The 16,426-nt window shown below is 68.4% G+C and carries 19 protein-coding genes and 1 tRNA gene; 13 read left to right on the forward strand and 7 right to left on the reverse strand.

From position 1 onward, the window contains the following. Positions 1 to 60: 60 nt before the first annotated feature. The 4 genes from nudC to I0K15_RS03450 all read left to right on the forward strand — a co-directional run bounded on the left by nudC (position 61) and on the right by I0K15_RS03450 (position 2,936). Entirely contained in the window at positions 61 to 1,038 is a 978-nt protein-coding gene (gene nudC / locus I0K15_RS03435; protein WP_196104036.1) for an NAD(+) diphosphatase, read from the forward strand. Beyond that, the gene (locus I0K15_RS03440; protein ID WP_196104037.1) at positions 1,038 to 1,460 is read left to right on the forward strand and encodes an SRPBCC family protein; all 423 of its coding nucleotides are present in this window, start codon (positions 1,038 to 1,040) and stop codon (positions 1,458 to 1,460) included. The genes nudC and I0K15_RS03440 overlap by 1 nt, the downstream gene beginning before the upstream one ends. 117 nt (positions 1,461 to 1,577) lie before the next feature. Beyond that, entirely contained in the window at positions 1,578 to 2,420 is an 843-nt protein-coding gene (locus I0K15_RS03445) for an alpha/beta hydrolase (protein WP_196104038.1), read from the forward strand. Positions 2,421 to 2,459: 39 nt separating this feature from the next. Further along, complete coding sequence (locus tag I0K15_RS03450; RefSeq protein ID WP_196104039.1) at positions 2,460 to 2,936, forward strand: hemerythrin domain-containing protein; 477 nt, start codon at positions 2,460 to 2,462, stop codon at positions 2,934 to 2,936. Positions 2,937 to 3,488: 552 nt separating this feature from the next. Here I0K15_RS03450 and aspS read toward each other — a convergent pair. From aspS to I0K15_RS03465, 3 genes are all read right to left on the reverse strand, one after another. Continuing rightward, a complete protein-coding gene (gene aspS, locus I0K15_RS03455; protein WP_196104040.1) occupies positions 3,489 to 5,261 on the reverse strand; it encodes an aspartate--tRNA ligase in 1,773 nt (590 codons plus the stop codon). 80 nt (positions 5,262 to 5,341) lie between these two features. Then, complete coding sequence (locus I0K15_RS03460) at positions 5,342 to 5,569, reverse strand: hypothetical protein (RefSeq protein WP_196104041.1); 228 nt, start codon at positions 5,567 to 5,569, stop codon at positions 5,342 to 5,344. A 71-nt stretch (positions 5,570 to 5,640) separates the two neighbouring features. Next, on the reverse strand, positions 5,641 to 6,090 hold the full coding sequence (locus I0K15_RS03465) for a nucleoside deaminase (RefSeq protein WP_230374274.1): 450 nt from the start codon (positions 6,088 to 6,090) through the stop codon (positions 5,641 to 5,643). Positions 6,091 to 6,359: 269 nt separating this feature from the next. Here I0K15_RS03465 and I0K15_RS03470 point away from each other — a divergent pair, with 269 nt between their 5' ends. Beyond that, positions 6,360 to 7,166, forward strand: coding sequence for a pseudouridine synthase (locus I0K15_RS03470; protein WP_196104042.1), 807 nt, complete (start codon positions 6,360 to 6,362; stop codon positions 7,164 to 7,166). A 55-nt stretch (positions 7,167 to 7,221) separates the two neighbouring features. Continuing rightward, positions 7,222 to 8,271 carry a zinc-binding dehydrogenase gene (locus I0K15_RS03475; RefSeq protein WP_230374275.1) on the forward strand — a complete coding sequence of 350 codons (1,050 nt, stop codon included), beginning with the start codon at positions 7,222 to 7,224 and terminating at the stop codon, positions 8,269 to 8,271. Positions 8,272 to 8,330: 59 nt separating this feature from the next. On the opposite strand, the gene yghU is transcribed toward I0K15_RS03475, so the two are convergent. Together yghU and glyA are read right to left on the reverse strand one after the other, a co-directional pair. Then, positions 8,331 to 9,170: a glutathione-dependent disulfide-bond oxidoreductase gene (gene yghU, locus I0K15_RS03480; RefSeq protein WP_196104043.1), complete on the reverse strand. Its 840-nt coding sequence runs from the start codon at positions 9,168 to 9,170 to the stop codon at positions 8,331 to 8,333. A gap of 141 nt (positions 9,171 to 9,311) precedes the next feature. Continuing rightward, complete coding sequence (glyA, locus tag I0K15_RS03485; RefSeq protein WP_196104044.1) at positions 9,312 to 10,607, reverse strand: serine hydroxymethyltransferase; 1,296 nt, start codon at positions 10,605 to 10,607, stop codon at positions 9,312 to 9,314. 342 nt (positions 10,608 to 10,949) lie between these two features. Here glyA and I0K15_RS03490 point away from each other — a divergent pair. From I0K15_RS03490 to I0K15_RS03520, 7 genes are all read left to right on the forward strand, one after another. Then, a tRNA-Glu gene (locus I0K15_RS03490) sits at positions 10,950 to 11,025 on the forward strand. A 266-nt stretch (positions 11,026 to 11,291) separates the two neighbouring features. Beyond that, on the forward strand, positions 11,292 to 11,795 hold the full coding sequence (locus tag I0K15_RS03495; protein ID WP_196104045.1) for a type III secretion system chaperone family protein: 504 nt from the start codon (positions 11,292 to 11,294) through the stop codon (positions 11,793 to 11,795). Positions 11,796 to 11,822: 27 nt separating this feature from the next. Then, positions 11,823 to 12,644, forward strand: a complete 822-nt coding sequence (gene proC, locus I0K15_RS03500; protein ID WP_196104046.1) for a pyrroline-5-carboxylate reductase — start codon at positions 11,823 to 11,825, stop codon at positions 12,642 to 12,644. A gap of 13 nt (positions 12,645 to 12,657) precedes the next feature. Beyond that, positions 12,658 to 13,089, forward strand: a complete 432-nt coding sequence (locus tag I0K15_RS03505; protein WP_196104047.1) for a phasin family protein — start codon at positions 12,658 to 12,660, stop codon at positions 13,087 to 13,089. Beyond that, the gene (locus tag I0K15_RS03510) at positions 13,086 to 13,427 is read left to right on the forward strand and encodes a tRNA-binding protein (protein ID WP_196104048.1); all 342 of its coding nucleotides are present in this window, start codon (positions 13,086 to 13,088) and stop codon (positions 13,425 to 13,427) included. Before I0K15_RS03505 ends, I0K15_RS03510 begins: the two co-directional genes overlap by 4 nt. Further along, positions 13,424 to 14,365: a 2-hydroxyacid dehydrogenase gene (locus I0K15_RS03515; RefSeq protein WP_196104049.1), complete on the forward strand. Its 942-nt coding sequence runs from the start codon at positions 13,424 to 13,426 to the stop codon at positions 14,363 to 14,365. Before I0K15_RS03510 ends, I0K15_RS03515 begins: the two co-directional genes overlap by 4 nt. Continuing rightward, positions 14,362 to 14,568 carry a SlyX family protein gene (locus I0K15_RS03520; RefSeq protein ID WP_196104050.1) on the forward strand — a complete coding sequence of 69 codons (207 nt, stop codon included), beginning with the start codon at positions 14,362 to 14,364 and terminating at the stop codon, positions 14,566 to 14,568. The genes I0K15_RS03515 and I0K15_RS03520 overlap by 4 nt, the downstream gene beginning before the upstream one ends. A 170-nt stretch (positions 14,569 to 14,738) precedes the next feature. Here the strand turns inward: I0K15_RS03520 and I0K15_RS03525 are convergent, their stop codons facing one another. Then, on the reverse strand, positions 14,739 to 14,945 hold the full coding sequence (locus I0K15_RS03525) for an excalibur calcium-binding domain-containing protein (RefSeq protein WP_230374276.1): 207 nt from the start codon (positions 14,943 to 14,945) through the stop codon (positions 14,739 to 14,741). Further along, the gene (gene gatA, locus I0K15_RS03530; RefSeq protein ID WP_196104052.1) at positions 14,939 to 16,426 is read right to left on the reverse strand and encodes an Asp-tRNA(Asn)/Glu-tRNA(Gln) amidotransferase subunit GatA; all 1,488 of its coding nucleotides are present in this window, start codon (positions 16,424 to 16,426) and stop codon (positions 14,939 to 14,941) included. The genes I0K15_RS03525 and gatA overlap by 7 nt, the downstream gene beginning before the upstream one ends.

Consider the following 16,426-nt stretch of genomic DNA (forward strand, 5'->3'; position numbering starts at 1 on the left):
TGGACCCGGCGCACACCCTGTGCTAGCTCCCTGCCGCAGCACCGAAGCGGCGGAGAGCCCATGCCCGACATCGATGTCACCTTCGGCGGCGCCGATCTCGACCGCGCCGCCCATCTGCGCGACCGGCCCGAGGGGCTGGCGGCCGCCTGGACGCATCCCGACACGCGCGTCGCCGCCTTCTGGCGCGGCAAGCCGCTGCTGACCGAGGGCGAGGCGCCGCGCCTCGTCTGGCTGGAGCGGGAGCATCCGGTGCTGGATCACGCTGAGGAGCCGCCGATCCTGCTCGGCCTCACGCAGGAGGGCGATCCACGCTTCGCCGCCGACCTCACCGGGTGGGAGGCGCCGGTCTCCGATCCAGACCTGCTGAAACAGTTCCTCGACCCGTCCCGCAACCCGGCCGAGGGGCTGCCCGAGGGCACGTCCTTCGGCGATCTGCGCGCCAATATGGGCCGCCTCGAAGGGGGCGATGCGGGCAATGCCGCGATGGCGCGCGGGATGCTGGAATGGCACCGCACCCACCGCTTCTGCGCGCGCTGCGGCCATGCGTCGGACCTGGCCAAGGGGGGCTGGTCGCGCAAGTGCCCGGCCTGCGGCGCCTCGCATTTCCCGCGCACCGACCCCGTCGTCATCATGCTGGTGACCCACGGCAATGACGTCCTGCTTGGCCGCTCGCCGGGCTGGCCCGAGGGGATGTATTCGCTCCTCGCCGGTTTCATGGAGCCCGGCGAAACCATCGAGGCCGCCGTGCGCCGTGAAACGGTGGAGGAGGCGGGCATCCAGGTCGGCGAGGTCGGCTATCTCGCCTCGCAGCCCTGGCCCTTTCCCGCCTCGCTGATGATCGGCTGTACGGGGGAGGCGCTGGAGCGCGACCTGCGCCTCGATCCCGTGGAGCTCGACGATGCGATCTGGGTGAGCCGGGAGCGCTGCGCCGCCGCGATGGATGGCCGCGACCCGATGCTGCGGCCGGCCAGGAAGGGGGCGATTGCCCGCACCCTGCTCGACCTGTGGTTACGTGATACCTTGCCGGAGACGAATTGATGAACCTCACCGCGACCACGATGGTCGACGCCCCGCCGCAGGCCCTCTTCGATCTGCTGAACGATCCAGATCGCCTCGCAGCCCTGACGGAGGCCCTGACGCTGGAGGCCGATGGCGACGACCGCTGGCAGGCGAGCGCGACGTTCCAGGGGCGGGAGGAGACGGCACAGCTCGACCGCGTCGCCGCCGAAACGCCGGAGCGGATCGCCTATGTCGCCACGGCCCGCGGGCTGGAGCTGACGGCAACGGCCCAGATCGGGGCAGAGGGCGCGGGCAGTGCGCTCGGCGTCGATCTCAGCCTCGTCTCGCGCAGCATGAAGGGCAAGATGATGCTCCAGGGTCTGAAGCTCGCCCAGCCGCAGCTCGAGAAGGGGCTCGGCCGTCTGCTCGACCGGCTGGCGCGGGAGGCGAGTGCCGCCTGATCCGCAGGCTCGCGCGGTGTTGACCGTGTGGCGGCGGTCTACCATGTCGCGGGTGCTGGACGGACGGACGCCGCGCCGTATCTGCTTTGGCGGATCGTCGACCCACCGGAGCCTGCCATGTCCCGCCTCGCCGCCCTCCTCTCCGCCGCCGTGATGCTCAGCGGTTGCTCCGTCTCGGGGGCGCTGAACGCGGTATCGGGCTCGGACGAGGTGGATGAGACGCTGAACCTCGCCTACGGGCCGGAGGCGCGGCACCGCTACGACCTCTACACCCCCGTCGACGATGCGAACGCGCCGATCGTCATGTTCGTCCACGGCGGATCGTGGGAGGACGGGTCCAAGGACATCTACCGCTTCCTCGGCACGGCGTTGGGCGAGGCGGGCTACGCGGTCGCCGTCATCAACTATCGCCTGAGCCCCGAGGTGCGGTTCCCGGGTTTCGTGGAGGACGCGGCCCTTGCCGCTGACCACCTGCTCGATGACGGGCGCACCGTGATCCTGATGGGCCATTCGGCGGGGGCGCATATCGCCTCGCTGGTTGCCTATGACCCGCGCTACATGGCCGCACTGGGGCGCTCGAACTGCGATGTCGCGGGCTTCATCGGACTGGCGGGGGCCTACGAATTCCTGCCGCTTGCGCGCGGCCGCTTCGCACGGATCTTCCCGTCGGAGATCGTGGAGCAGAGCCAGCCGGTGAACTTCGGCCGCGGCCCGACACCGCCCTCGCTTCTGCTGCATGGCCTGCCTGACCGTACGGTGCATGCGGAGGACACTGAGCTGATGGCAAATGCTCTGCGGTCCGCGGGCAACCCGGTGCAGGCGGAGTTCTACGAGGGCGTCGGCCATATCGAGATCGTGGGTGCCCTCTCCCGCTACTTCCGCGGCCGCGCCCCGACCTATGATGACGTGACCGAATGGCTGGACGCCCGCGCGGCGGCGGGCTGGCCGACGGGGTGCTGAGCGCTACCTTCCCCTTGTAAATAAAGGGGAAATTTCAAAATGACATCTATTTACGATGCGATACTGGACGATCACGCAACCCATCGCGACCTTCTGAACCGCCTCGCCGACACCTCGGGCGACAGCGCGAAGCGGCGCGAGGCGTGGACCACCTTCTACTACGACGTGAAGAGCCACGCGGCCGCGGAGGAAGAAACCTTCTACTCCAAGCTCATCGCCGAGACCTGGGGCCAGGACGCCGCCCGGCATTCGGTGCACGAGCACCAGCAGATGGACGACCTGATGGAGGAGCTGAACGGGATGGACATGTCCTCCCCCGGCTGGCTCGCCAAGTTCAAGGAGCTCAAGCACGAATACGAGCACCACATGGAGGAAGAGGAGAACGAGGTTTTCACCCGCGCGAAGAAGGTGATCGGCGAGGAGGACAACGACGCCTTCGGCGCCCGCTTCCTCGAGCGGAAGAAGGAAGAGCGCCAATTGGTGGACGAGAAGGTCGAGGACAGCCTCGAGGACTGATCGGGGCCACCGCCATTGAGAGGTCGTTGAGAGGCCATGGTCGGGCTCGACCCGGTCATCTGCCAACTCGGCGGATCTTCCGGGTCAAAGACCGAGGATGACAGCACTTCCGTCCAGTGTGACGGCAGACGCCGCCGGGCACCGACCTATACTGGGTGGGCGCATCTCGGCAGCTCCGTCACGGGATCGGAAGGCAATATGTCCGGCGGCGCATCTAGTCGGATCGCCGTACAGCGCCCTCTCATGGGGAGGGTGAACGCCGTCTTGCAAGCGCTCCAACAGAGCGTTTGAGGCGTGAACGGGCGGAGCCCCGGGTCGACGCTGCCCGGCTTCTCAGCCGCGCGGGAGAGTGCTTCGGAGCGATACCACCCCGGACGTGATCCGGGGTCTTTGGCCTCTCAAGACGACGTGATCGAACGGTCCCGGCGCTTCGGCCGGGACGGTTGGGACAGGCAGAACCGTGCCGGACTTGATCCGGGACCGCTCAGAAGGAGCGGTAGCGAGCGCGACGGGCTGTATCCCCAGGCCGAAACCCGGAGATCCGCGCCCGCCTCACTCCTCCGGGATCACCCGCAGGCGCAACTCCCGGAGCTGTTCGTTGGTCGGGTCCGACGGGCCGCCGAGCAGCAGGTCCTCGGCGCGCTGGTTCATCGGGAACATGATGACCTCGCGGATATTCGCCGTATCGGCCAGCAGCATCACGACCCGGTCGATGCCCGCGGCACAGCCGCCATGCGGCGGCGCACCATACTTAAAGGCGTTCAGCATCCCGCCGAACCGCTTCTCCACCTCGGAGGCCGGGTAGCCCGCCAGCTCGAACGCCTTGTACATGATCTCCGGCTTGTGGTTCCGGATCGCGCCCGAGATCAGCTCGTAGCCGTTGCAGGCGAGGTCGTACTGGTAGCCGAGCACGTCGAGCGGGTCGCCCTCCAGCGCCTCCAGCCCGCCCTGCGGCATGGAGAACGGGTTGTGCGAGAAATCGATCCGGCCCTCGTCATCCTTCTCATACATCGGGAAGTCGACGATCCAGGCGAAGCGGAAGCTGTCGGTCTCGCTGAGGCCCAGCTCCTCGCCGATCACGTTGCGCGCGCGGCCCGCGACACCCTCGAAGGTCTCGGGCTTACCGCCGAGGAAGAAGGCCGCGTCGCCGACGCCCAGACCGAGCTGCTGCCGGATCGCCTCGGTCCGCTCAGGTCCGATGTTCTTGGCGAGGGGGCCGGCGGCTTCCATCCCGCCCTCGGCGTCGCGCCAGAAGATATAGCCCATCCCCGGCAGCCCTTGCTCCTGCGCGAACTTGTTCATCCGGTCGCAGAACTTGCGGCTGCCACCCGTCGGCGCCGGGATCGCGCGGATCTCCGTCCCCTCCTGCTCCAGCAACTTGGCGAAGATCGCGAAGCCCGATCCGCGGAAGTGGTCGCTGACCACCTGCATCTCGATCGGGTTGCGCAGGTCCGGCTTGTCGGAGCCGTACTTCAGCATCGCCTCGGCATAGGGAATGCGCGGCCAGTCGGCATCGACCTTGCGCCCGCCGCCGAACTCCTCGAACAGGCCCTGCACCACGGGCTGGATCGTGGCGAACACGTCCTCCTGCTCGACGAAGCTCATCTCCATGTCGAGCTGGTAGAAATCGGTGGGCGAGCGGTCGGCGCGCGGGTCTTCGTCGCGGAAGCACGGCGCGATCTGGAAGTACTTGTCGAAGCCGCCCACCATGATGAGCTGCTTGAACTGCTGCGGCGCCTGGGGCAGCGCGTAGAACTTGCCCGGATGCAGGCGCGAGGGCACGAGGAAGTCGCGCGCGCCCTCGGGGCTGGAGGCCGTGATGATCGGTGTCTGGAACTCGTTGAAGCCGATATCCCACATCCGCTGGCGAATCGACTTCACCACGTTCGAGCGCAGGATCATGTTGTCGTGCAGGCTCTCGCGGCGCAGGTCGAGATAGCGGTACTTGAGCCGCGTCTCCTCCGGATAGTCCTGATCGCCGAAGACCGGGAGCGGCAGTTCCTCCGCTTTGCCCAGCACCTCCAGCCCCCGGACGAAGACCTCGATCTCGCCGGTCGGGATCTCCGGGTTCACAAGGGCTGCATCCCGCGCCTTCACAGTGCCGTCGATGCGGATCACCCATTCGGAGCGGACCTTTTCAAGCTCCGAGAAGACCGGGCTGTCGGTGTCGGCCAGCACCTGCGTCACGCCGTAGTGGTCGCGCAGGTCGATGAACAGCACGCCGCCATGATCGCGCACCCGATGCACCCAGCCGGCGAGGCGGATATTATCGCCAACATGCTCCGAACGGAGGTCGGCGCAGGTGTGGGTGCGATAGGCGTGCATTTGGCTCTCCCGGACGGGGTGTTGCGGTCCGCGCCGATACACCTTCTGCGCCGGGGGAAGTCAAGGGAGCCGCGCCGATCTCACCCCAGCCGCGGCCGCCAGTGGAAGAGCGCGACCGAGAGGGCACAAAGCATCAGTGCCACGCCCGCATCCGCCGCACAAAGCTCCGCAAGGCGCGCGGCCTGCGGATGGGCGAGCGCCAGCGGCAGCACGGGAAGGAGCCCGGAGGCGAGCGCGATGCCCGCAACCTGAGCCGGCCCTCGCCGAGGATGCCGCGGGATCGGAAGGACATGGGCGGGACGGGTCATCGGAGGGCTCCTGTGCGGATCGCTGCGGCCGTCAGCCTACATCGACTCGCTATATGGTGCAATATTGCACTTTATCGTCTGTCCGCGAAGAACGTCGTCAGCAGCTCCGCGGCCGCCCGCTCGCCAATTCCGGCATAGATCTCCGGGACATGGTGGCATTGCGGGTGGCTGAAGATCCGCGGCCCCTGCTCCACCCCACCCGACTTCGGATCGGAGGCGCCGTAGTAGAGCCGCCCGATCCGGGCGTTGGCGATGGCGGCGGCACACATCGGACAGGGCTCGAGCGTCACATGCAGGTCGCACCCGGTCAGCCGCTCGACGCCGAGTGCCGCGCACGCGGCCCGGATCGCCAGCATCTCGGCATGGGCGGTGGGATCGTTGAGCTCCCGCGTCCAGTTGCCTGCCGCAGCGATCACCTCGCCGCCGCGCGAGACCACGGCGCCGACCGGCACTTCGCCGCGCCCGGCGGCGGCGCGCGCCTCCTCCAGCGCGAGATCCATCAGGGAGTTGAACGGGCTCATCGCCCTTCCCTGCCCCGGCCCGAGGCCCGAAGGCAAGGGCTCCCGCTCCCTCGCCCGCCTGACGGCAGCCTCGGCGTTGGGCCCAGCGCGCCTACGGCGCGTTCACCAAGGCGCGCCTCCCTCCAACATCCGGCGCCCCCTTTACCGATCTGGCCACGAGACAGCGCGCCCCGCTCTTTCGACTTCGTTCAAGTATTCCCGCCGGAGGCGCACGCCGCCTGCCCGCGATCACGCTTGCCGCCGGGGCGCGGCGGCGTTACCTCCGCGCCATGACCGACACACCCAAAGACGGCGAGCGGATCGCCAAGCGGATCGCGCGCGCCGGCCGCGCCTCCCGCCGCGAGGCCGAGCGCCTGATCGAGGCCGGCCGCGTCCGCGTCAACGGCAAGCCCATCGACAGCCCCGCGCTCAACGTCACCGACCGCGACCGCATCGAGGTGGACGGCGAGCTGCTGGCCGAGGCGGAGGCCGCGCGGCTCTGGCGCTATCACAAGCCCACCGGCCTCGTGACCACCGCGCGGGACGAGAAGGGGCGCCCCACCGTCTTCGACCGCCTGCCCCCGGAGCTGCCGCGGGTGATGAGCGTCGGGCGGCTCGATCTGAATTCCGAAGGCCTGCTGCTGCTGACCAACGATGGCGAGCTGAAACGGCGGCTGGAGCTGCCCTCCACGGGCTGGACCCGCAAGTACCGCGTCCGCGCCAAGGGCACCCCGACCGAGGCCGATCTCGCACCGCTGGAGCGTGGCATCACCATCGAGGGCGAGCGCTTCCGCCCGATGTCCGTCACCCTCGACCGGCAGCAGGGTGCCAACTGCTGGCTGACCATCGGCCTGCGCGAGGGCAAGAACCGGGAGATCCGCCGCGCCCTCGCCGAGATCGGCCTCGACGTGAACCGCCTGATCCGCGTCAGCTACGGCCCCTTCCAGCTCGGAGAGCTCGCCACCGGCGCGGTCGAGGAGATCAAACCCAAGATCCTGCGCGACCAGCTCGGCGTGAAGGCGGTCCCGCAAAAGGAGCAGCGGGCGAAGACGAAGCCCGCCGCCAATCCGTCGAAGAGCCTGCGCCGCCGGCGCTAGAAGCCGCCCGGTTTCGCCCTACTCCTCGACCCCAAACAAGAGGGGAGGAGCGGCAATGGCGGAGACGATGAGCGGTGTCGTGCTGACGGGCCATGGCGAGGCGGACAGGCTGGAATGGCGCGACGACTTGCCGGTGCCGCGGCCCGGTACAGGCGAGGTGCTGGTCCGCGTCGCCGCAAGCTCGGTCAACAACACCGACATCAACACCCGCATCGGCTGGTACAACAAGTCGGTGCGCGGCGCGACCGATGCTCCGACAGGCGAGGCGGCGGAGGGGAGCTGGTCGGGCGACGTCCTGAACTTCCCACTGATCCAGGGCGCCGATTGCTGCGGCCACATTGCGGAGGTCGGCGCGGGCGTGGACCCGGCCCGGATCGGCGAACGGGTCCTCGTGCGGGCGCTGCAGACCGTGCCCGGCCCGCACGGACACCCGGTGACATGGACCTTCGGCTCCGAATGCGACGGCGGCTTCGCGCAATACACTGTCGCACGGGCCGAGGACGCACTCGCGGTGAACAGCGACTGGTCCGATCTCGAACTCGGCACCGTGCCCTGCGCCTATTCGACGGCCGAGGGGATGCTGCAACGCGCGGACCTCGGCGCCGAGCGGGTGCTGATCACCGGCGCCTCCGGCGGTGTCGGAGCGGCCGCGGTTCAGCTCGCCCTCGCCCGCGGGGCGGAGGTAACGGCGATCTCCTCCGCAGCAAAGGCCGATGCGCTGCGGGAAATGGGCGCCAGCCGGGTGCTCGACCGCGACGAGACGCCCGCGGCGGACAGCTTCGAGGTCGTCGTGGACCTCGTCGGCGGCCCCGGCTTTCCGCCCCTGCTCGACGCGCTGTGCCCCAATGGCCGCTACGTGGTCGCGGGTGCCATCGCCGGGCCGATCGTGGAGCTCGATCTGCGCACGCTCTACCTGCGCGACCTCACGCTGCTCGGCTCGACCACGCAGCCCGACACCATCCTGCCCGACGTGATCAAGCTGATCGAGGCGGGGCGGCTGACACCCAACATCGCGCAGGTCTTCGATCTGCAGGACATCCACGCGGCGCAAGCAGCCTTCATGGCGAAGACCCATGTGGGCAAGATCGCGCTGCGCGTGCCGTAGCGCCGGAGGCGGAGGTCAGGTCCGCCTCCGGCGGGCGTATTGGGCGAGAGTGATGCGGATCAGTCCGGGATGTCGGAGGCCGCGTGGCGCTCGGGCACCTGGTGGTCTTCCTCACCCCAGACGCGGTTCACCTTACGACCGCGCTTGACCGCGGGACGCTCGGCGATGGTGTCGGCCCAGCGCACGACATGCTCGTATTCGTGGACCGACAGGAACTCCGCCGCCTCGTAGAGCTTGCCCATCACGAGGCCGCCATACCAGGGCCAGATCGCCATGTCGGCGATGGTGTAGTCGGGGCCTGCGATGAACTCCCGCTCGGCCAGCGCGCGGTTCAGCACGTCGAGCTGGCGCTTGGTCTCCATCGCGAAGCGGTTGATCGGGTATTCGTATTTCTCGGGCGCATAGGCGTAGAAATGGCCGAAGCCGCCGCCGAGATAGGGCGCGGAGCCCATCTGCCAGAAGAGCCAGTTGAGGGCTTCCGTCCGCGCGGGACCGGAGGCGGGCAGGAAGGCGCCGAACTTCTCGGCCAGATGCATCAGGATCGAGGCGGATTCGAAGACACGCACCGGCTCCGCACCGGACCGGTCGAGCAGCGCGGGGATCTTCGAGTTCGGATTGATGTCGACGAAGCCGCTGCCGAACTGGTCGCCCTCCTGGATGTTGATGAGCCACGCGTCGTATTCGGCATCCGCGTGGCCCGCCGCCAGCAGCTCCTCGAACATCACCGTGACCTTCACCCCGTTCGGCGTCGCGAGCGAGTAGAGCTGGAAGGGATGCTCGCCGACCGGAAGCACTTTCTCCTGCGTCGGTCCGGCGATGGGGCGGTTGATGGAGGCGAACTTGCCGCCGCTCTCCTGATCCCAGGTCCAGACCGTGGGCGGGGTGTAGGTGTCGGTCATGTGGTGCTCCTCTGCCGGCGTGTGGGCGGAGAGGTAGGCACGATTTCGCCGGGGCAAGAGGGGCGGTGGCGAAAAAGGGCGGCGCCGCCGCCGCCGGGCCAGGAGGTGCCGCGACGAAACCCGCCGCGGCACGTCCGTAGATCAGAGGTCGCCGTAGATCGGGAAGCGGTCGCAGAGGGCCTGAACCTTGGCGCGCACCGTCGCCTCGACCGCGCCGTTGTCCTCCTCGCCATTGGCGGCGAGCCCGTCGACGACCTCGCAGATCAGCTCGCCGATCTCGCGGAACTCCTCCTCACCGAAGCCGCGGGTGGTGCCCGCAGGCGTGCCGAGGCGGACGCCGGAGGTCACGGTGGGCTTCTCCGGATCGAAGGGCACACCGTTCTTGTTGCAGGTGATATGGGCGCGGCCCAGCGCCTTCTCCGTCGCGTTGCCCTTCACGCCCTTGGGCCGCAGGTCGACCAGCATCACGTGGCTGTCGGTGCCGCCGGTCACGATATCGAGCCCGCCCTTCATCAGCGTCTCCGCCAGCACCTGCGCGTTGCGGATAACCTGCGCCTGGTAGGTCTTGAACTCCGGTCGCAGCGCCTCGCCGAAGGCCACGGCCTTCGCCGCGATCACGTGCATCAGCGGGCCGCCCTGGATGCCGGGGAAGATGGCGGAGTTGAACTTCTTCGCCAGCGCCTCGTCATTGGTGAGGATCATGCCGCCACGCGGTCCGCGCAGGGTCTTGTGCGTCGTGGTCGTGGCCACATGCGCGTGCGGGAAAGGCGAGGGATAGTGACCCGCCGCGACCAGACCCGCGAAGTGGGCCATGTCCACGAGCAGGTAGGCACCGACGCTGTCCGCGATCTCCCGCATCCTGGCGAAGTCGATGATGCGCGGGATGGCCGAGCCCCCGGCGATGATCATCTTCGGCTGGTGCTCGGTGGCGAGGCGCTGCACCTCGTCATAATCGAGCAGGCTATCCTGCTGGCGCACGCCGTACTGGATCGCGTTGAACCACTTGCCCGACTGGTTGGGCCGCGCGCCATGGGTCAGGTGCCCGCCTGCGTCGAGGCTCATGCCGAGGATCGTGTCGCCGGGCTGCAGCAGCGCCTGGAACACGCCCTGGTTGGCCTGGGAGCCAGAGTTGGGCTGCACGTTCGCGAACCCACAGTCGAAGAGCTCCTTCGCCCGCGCGATCGCCAGCTCCTCGGCCACGTCGACCCACTGGCAGCCCCCATAGTAGCGGCGGCCCGGGTAGCCCTCCGCGTACTTGTTGGTCATCACCGAGCCCTGCGCCTGCATCACCGCCTTGGAGACGATGTTCTCGGACGCGATCAGCTCGATCTCATCGCGCTGGCGACCGAGCTCCTTGGTGATGGAGCCGAAGAGTTCGGGATCGCGGTCGGCGAGATCCTCGGTAAAGAAACCTTCGTCGCGGACGGTCTTGAGCATGGCGGGCCTCCTCTCGGGCACGGGCGCGGGTTCGGTTTGAACGTCTGATACAGGCTCCGGCGCCGACGTTGAACCGCGCGAACGCCGCAGGCTCCGGTGTATGACGGATGGGTTACAGCGCGCGGGCGGGTGTCGAAAGGCCCGATTCGACACCTTCCGTCCCGCCAGCGGCGATTCCGTGTTTCCCATCCGCTCCACAGGTTCGCATGAGCCGCGAATGCGCGCATTCACGACCCCGCGCGACGGCGGAAAAAACCCGCTTGCACCCCCCCGGCGATTCCCCTAGAAGCACCTCCACAGCGCGGCGGCGCCGACCGGAAACGGGATGCGACGCCAAGAGATGCGCCCTTCGTCTAGTGGTCTAGGACGCCGCCCTTTCACGGCGGAAACACGGGTTCGAGTCCCGTAGGGCGTACCAAACATCCCCAAACTAAAGTGTTTAGAGCGGCTTGTGCGGCATTCTTCAGTCGCCGGGCCGGTCTCGCTCGCGTGACATTCTCGCACTCGTCATCGCATGCGCGTGGAAGCGTCACATCCAATTCACCAAATCTCTCTTTACAGCCCTTGTAAGTGCACCCACGATATCTTGTGTGGGATGGGATCACGCCCCCAACCACATCGAGCAGCTCACTAGCCCTAGCGGGCCATCCCTGCCGGGGCGCACCAGAGAAAAGGAGCGCGGGCATGGATACTCTCGAACAATATCTCACTGCCGAGGATGCCGACCCCATCGACATCGTGGAGACCCTGGCCTCTCACCGGGCCTGGGATTTCGATCGGGTCGCCGACAACCAGATCGCCATGGCCATCGAAGGGTCCTGGCAGACCTATTCGCTCTCCCTCGCCTGGTCGTCCTATGACGAGACGCTGCGCCTCGTCTGCACGTTCGAGCTCGACCCGCCGAAGCGCAAGCGCTCGGCGCTGCTCGACTGCATCGACAAGGCCAATGACTGCATCTGGTCCGGTGCCTTCACCACGTGGCCGGAGCAGAAGATGCTGGTCTTCCGCTACGGGCTGAATCTGGCCGGCGGGATCACGGCCTCGGGCACGCAGATCGACGACATGATCGCGGCCGCCGTGGACGCGTGCGAGCGCTTCTACCCCGCCTTCCAGCTCTGCGTGCGGGGCGACGCTTCGCCGCAGGAGGCTCTGGGCATCGCCATGTCGGAGGCGTATGGTCGGGCGTAACACCCCGCACCCCATGCCGGAGACAGAATGACCCTCGACATGATCGACCGCCGCGGCCTGGTTCTGCTGGGCTGCGGCAAGATGGGAAGCGCCATGCTGGAAGGCTGGCTCGACAAGGGGATCCGGCCCGCCGCCGTCACGGTAATCGACCCCTACCCCTCCCGCCGGCTGGAGGAACTTGCCGGCGAGGGCCTGCGCCTCAATGCGGGCCTGCCGGACAATCCCGCGATCTGCATCCTCGCCGTGAAGCCTCAGATGATGGGCGACGCCCTGCCGCAGGTCGGCGACGTGGCGCGCGGCGACACCATCGTGCTCTCGATCGCGGCCGGGACCTCCATCGGATACTTCGAGCGGATGCTGGGCGATCACGTCCGCATCGTGCGCGCCATGCCCAACACCCCCGCCGCCGTGGGCCGCGGCATCACCGCCATCACCGGCAACAAGCGTGTCGAGGACACCGACCTCGACCTTGCCGAGGAGCTGCTGCAGGCCGTCGGCCAGGTCGTCCGGATCGAGGACGAGGCCCAGATGGACGCCATCACCGGCGTCTCGGGCTCCGGCCCCGCCTACGTCTTCCATCTCATCGAAACGCTCGCGGCCGCGGGTGAGGCCGAGGGCCTCGCGCCCGAGCTCGCGCTCCAGCTTGCCCGGGCCACCGTGGCGGGGGCCGGAGCACTCGCCGAAGCGGCGGAGGAGAGCCCCGCCCAGCTCCGCGAAAACGTGACCTCCAAGGGTGGCACCACGGCCGCCGCGCTCCAGATCCTTATGGACGAAGGCACGGGCCTGCCGCCGCTGATGCTGCGGGCCGTGAAGGCGGCGACAGACCGCTCCCGCGAACTCGGTGAATAGGAGGAAGACCCCGATGGCAGACAAAGGCTTCAACCCCTTCGATCCCGAAGCGATGACGAAGTGGATGCGCGACATGCCCTTCGCCGACATGATGCCGAAGGTCCTGCAGATGGACCCGCAGGCCATGATGTCGATGCAGAGCCGGAACATGGAGGCGTTCCAGGCCGCCAACTCGGCCGCGGCGGAGGCTTACAAGGACCTCTTCGCCAAGCAGGTCGAGGTGTTCCAGACCATGCTGAAGGAAGCGCGCGAGCGCGCCGGCGGCAGCATGGACGCCGAAGGCCAGCAGAAGATGATGGCCGAGGCGATGGAACGCGCCATGACCCACATGACCGAGCTCGCGCAGGAGGCGCAGGCCGCCAACTCCAAGGCGTGGGAAATCGTGTCGGCGCGCATGAAGGAAAGCCTCGCCGAGATCGAGAGCATGGCGAAGACGAAGAAGTGAGCGACACGATCAGTTTCGACGACTTCCTGAAGGTGGACGTGCGCGTGGGAGAGATCCTGCGCGCCGAACCTTTCCCGGAGGCCCGCAAGCCCGCCATCAAGCTCTGGATCGACTTCGGCGACGAGATCGGGGAGCGGAAGAGCTCCGCCCAGATTACGGCGCATTACGATCCCGGCTCGCTGGTGGGCCGGCAGGTCATGGCGGTGGTGAACTTCCCGCCCCGCCAGATCGGCCCCTTCATGTCAGAGGTGCTGGTCCTCGGCCTGCCCGATGAAAGCGGGGAGATCCGCCTCGTCGGTCCCGACGGCCCGGTCCCGCTTGGCGGGCGGATGCATTGAGCCTCTTCGTCACGCGACGCCTGCCGGAGCGCGTCATGGCCCGCGCCCGCGCCATGGGGGCGGAGATCCACGACAGCGACGAGGTGCTGCCCGATGCGGAGCGCGCGCGGCTGCTCGGCGCGTACGACGCGATCCTGTGTACGCTGGGCGATACCTTCCCGGCGGACATGTTCGAGGGTTCGGTGAAGACCCGCGTGATCGCCAATTTCGGCGTCGGCTACAATCACATCGACGCGGACGCGGCGAAGGCCGCGGGCGTGATCGTCACCAATACCCCCGGCGTCCTGACCGACGCCACTGCCGACCTTGCCATGACGCTGATGCTGATGACCCTGCGCCGCGCCGCCGAAGGCGAGCGGCTGGTGCGTGCGGGCGACTGGACGGGCTGGACCCCGACCCAGATGCTCGGCCAGGGCATCACCGGCAAGACCCTCGGTATCGTCGGCTTCGGCCGGATCGGGCAGGCGATGGCAAGGAAGGCCCATCACGGCTTCGGCATGGAGATCGTCTACTACAACCGCTCGGAGAAGCAGGTGGATTTCCCGGCCCGCCGCCTGCCCACCGTCGAGGATGTCGCGCAGGAGGCCGACGTCGTCGCCATCCACGCCCCCGGCGGCGCGGACACCCGCCACCTCTTCGGCGCCGCGGCCATCGCCGCGATGAAGCCGACCGGCGTCCTGATCAACACCGCCCGCGGCGACGTGGTGGACGAGACCGCCCTGATCGCGGCACTTGAGGAGCACCGCATCGCCGGCGCCGGCCTCGACGTCTACGAGCACGAACCGACGGTCCCCGACCGCCTGCGCGCTCTCGACAACGCCGTCCTGCTCCCCCATCTCGGCTCCGCCACGCTGGAGGTGCGGGAGGCGATGGGCATGATGGCCCTCGACAACATCGAGGCGGTGCTGGCCGGACGCCCCGCACCGAACCCAGTATGAGCGACGAGATCCGACGCCTCGAAGAAGCTCTCGCCGACGCCCTGCGCACGGTCGAGGAACTCAACGAGGTCGTCACGGACCAGGCGGGCCGCATCGAACTCCTCGAACGCCGCGTCGCCCTCCTCATGCAGCGCGCAGCCGAAGCGGAAGCCGACCAACTCTCCGGCCTCCCCCTCGCCGACCAGAAACCGCCGCACTGGTAGCACTCCCGCCCGTCGTCGGGACCTCGCAGCCCCTCCTCCCGTTGGGCCGGGCGCCGCTGACGCGGCGAGGCGCCTGCCTTCTTCTTGCGTTGAAGTATCCCCGCCGGAGGCACGCGCGATCGGCCGCAGGAGCCTCCGGCGGGGATATTTTGAAGACAGATGAAAGGGGATCAGCGCCGAGGGGCGCCCGGCAGGCTCACGCAGGCGATGCCGTCCCGGTCGCGGTCGAGCCGGTGCGGATCCCGCGCCAGGCCGCCGTTCTGGAGGTAGAACCGCTGCGCGCTCTCCCAATCGGGGAAGTCGGCGCAGTCCCGGTCCGCGCCCTGGGCGAGCGCGGGACCGGCGAGCAGCGTGGCGAGGAGTGCCGCCCTTACCACCACTTCTCCGGCTTGGCGGAGAAGCCCGCAGCCTGCTCCAGCGCATGGGCCGTGTTGAGCAGGTCGCCCTCCTCCCACGGCCGGCCGATGAGTTGGAGGCCGAGCGGCAGGCCCTTGCCCGACAGCCCGGCGGGGACCGAGATCCCGGGCAGCCCGGCGAGGTTCACCGTCACCGTGAACACATCGTTGAGATACATCTGGATCGGGTCCGCCTGCTCGTCGATCGCGCCGATCTCGAAGGCGGCGGACGGCGTCGCGGGCGTCAGGATCGCATCGATCCCTGCCGCAAAGACCTCCTCGAAGTCGCGTTTGATGAGCGCGCGCACCCGCTGCGCCTTCTTATAGTAGGCGTCGTAGTAGCCTGCGGACAGCACATAGGCGCCCAGCATCACGCGGCGCTGCACCTCCGGGCCGAAGCCCTCGGCCCGCGTCTTCTCGTACATCTCGGTGATGCCGTCGCCCTGCGCGAGCTTCGCCCGGTGGCCGTATTTCACCCCGTCATAGCGGGACAGGTTGGAGGACGCCTCCGCCGGGGCGATCACGTAATAGGCAGGCAGCGCGTATTTCGTGTGGGGGAGCGAGATGTCGACCACCTCCGCGCCCGCGTCGCGCAGCATCGCGGCCCCGTCCTCCCACAGCTTCTCGATGGAGGCGGGCATGCCCTCGACCCGGTACTCCTTCGGAATGCCGATGCGCTTGCCGCGAATGTCGCCGGTCAGCGCAGCCTCGAAATCGGGCACCACGATGTCGGCCGAGGTGGAGTCCTTCGGGTCGTGCCCGGCCATAGCACCCAGCATGATCGCGGCGTCCCGCACCGTCTTCGTCATCGGCCCGGCCTGGTCGAGGGAGGACGCAAAGGCCACGATCCCCCAGCGCGAGCAGCGCCCGTAGGTGGGCTTCAACCCGACGATGCCGGTGAAGGCCGCGGGCTGCCGGATCGAGCCGCCGGTATCGGTGCCGGTCGCCGCCAGACACAGGTCCGCGGCGACGGACGACGCCGAGCCGCCCGACGAGCCACCCGCCGTCAGCCCCCGGTTCGAGCTCTCCGCCTTCCACGGCGACAACGCGGGGCCGTAAACCGAGTGCTCGTTGGAGGAGCCCATAGCGAACTCGTCCATGTTGAGCTTGCCGAGCATCACCGCACCCGACGCCCACAGGTTCGCGGTCACCGTCGACTCGTAGCGCGGCGTGAAATTGTCGAGGATCTTGGAGGCCGCCTGCGTCCGCACCCCCTCCACGCAGAAGAGATCCTTGATGCCGAGCGGGATGCCGGTCATCGGCGCGGCGTCACCGGCCTTGATCCGGGCGTCGGCCGCATCGGCCATCTCTAGCGCCTTTTCCGGCGTCGGCGTCACGACGGCATTGAGGTCGCGCGCGCCCTCGATGGCGGTCAGGCATGCGTCGGTCAGGTCGCGAGAGGTCGTCTCGCCCTTGGCAAGCAGGTCGCGCGCTTCGGCGATGGTCAGGGTGTTCAGGCTCAT

It is taken from the genome of Pontivivens ytuae (genome assembly GCF_015679265.1).
GTDB lineage: Bacteria > Pseudomonadota > Alphaproteobacteria > Rhodobacterales > Rhodobacteraceae > Pontivivens > Pontivivens ytuae.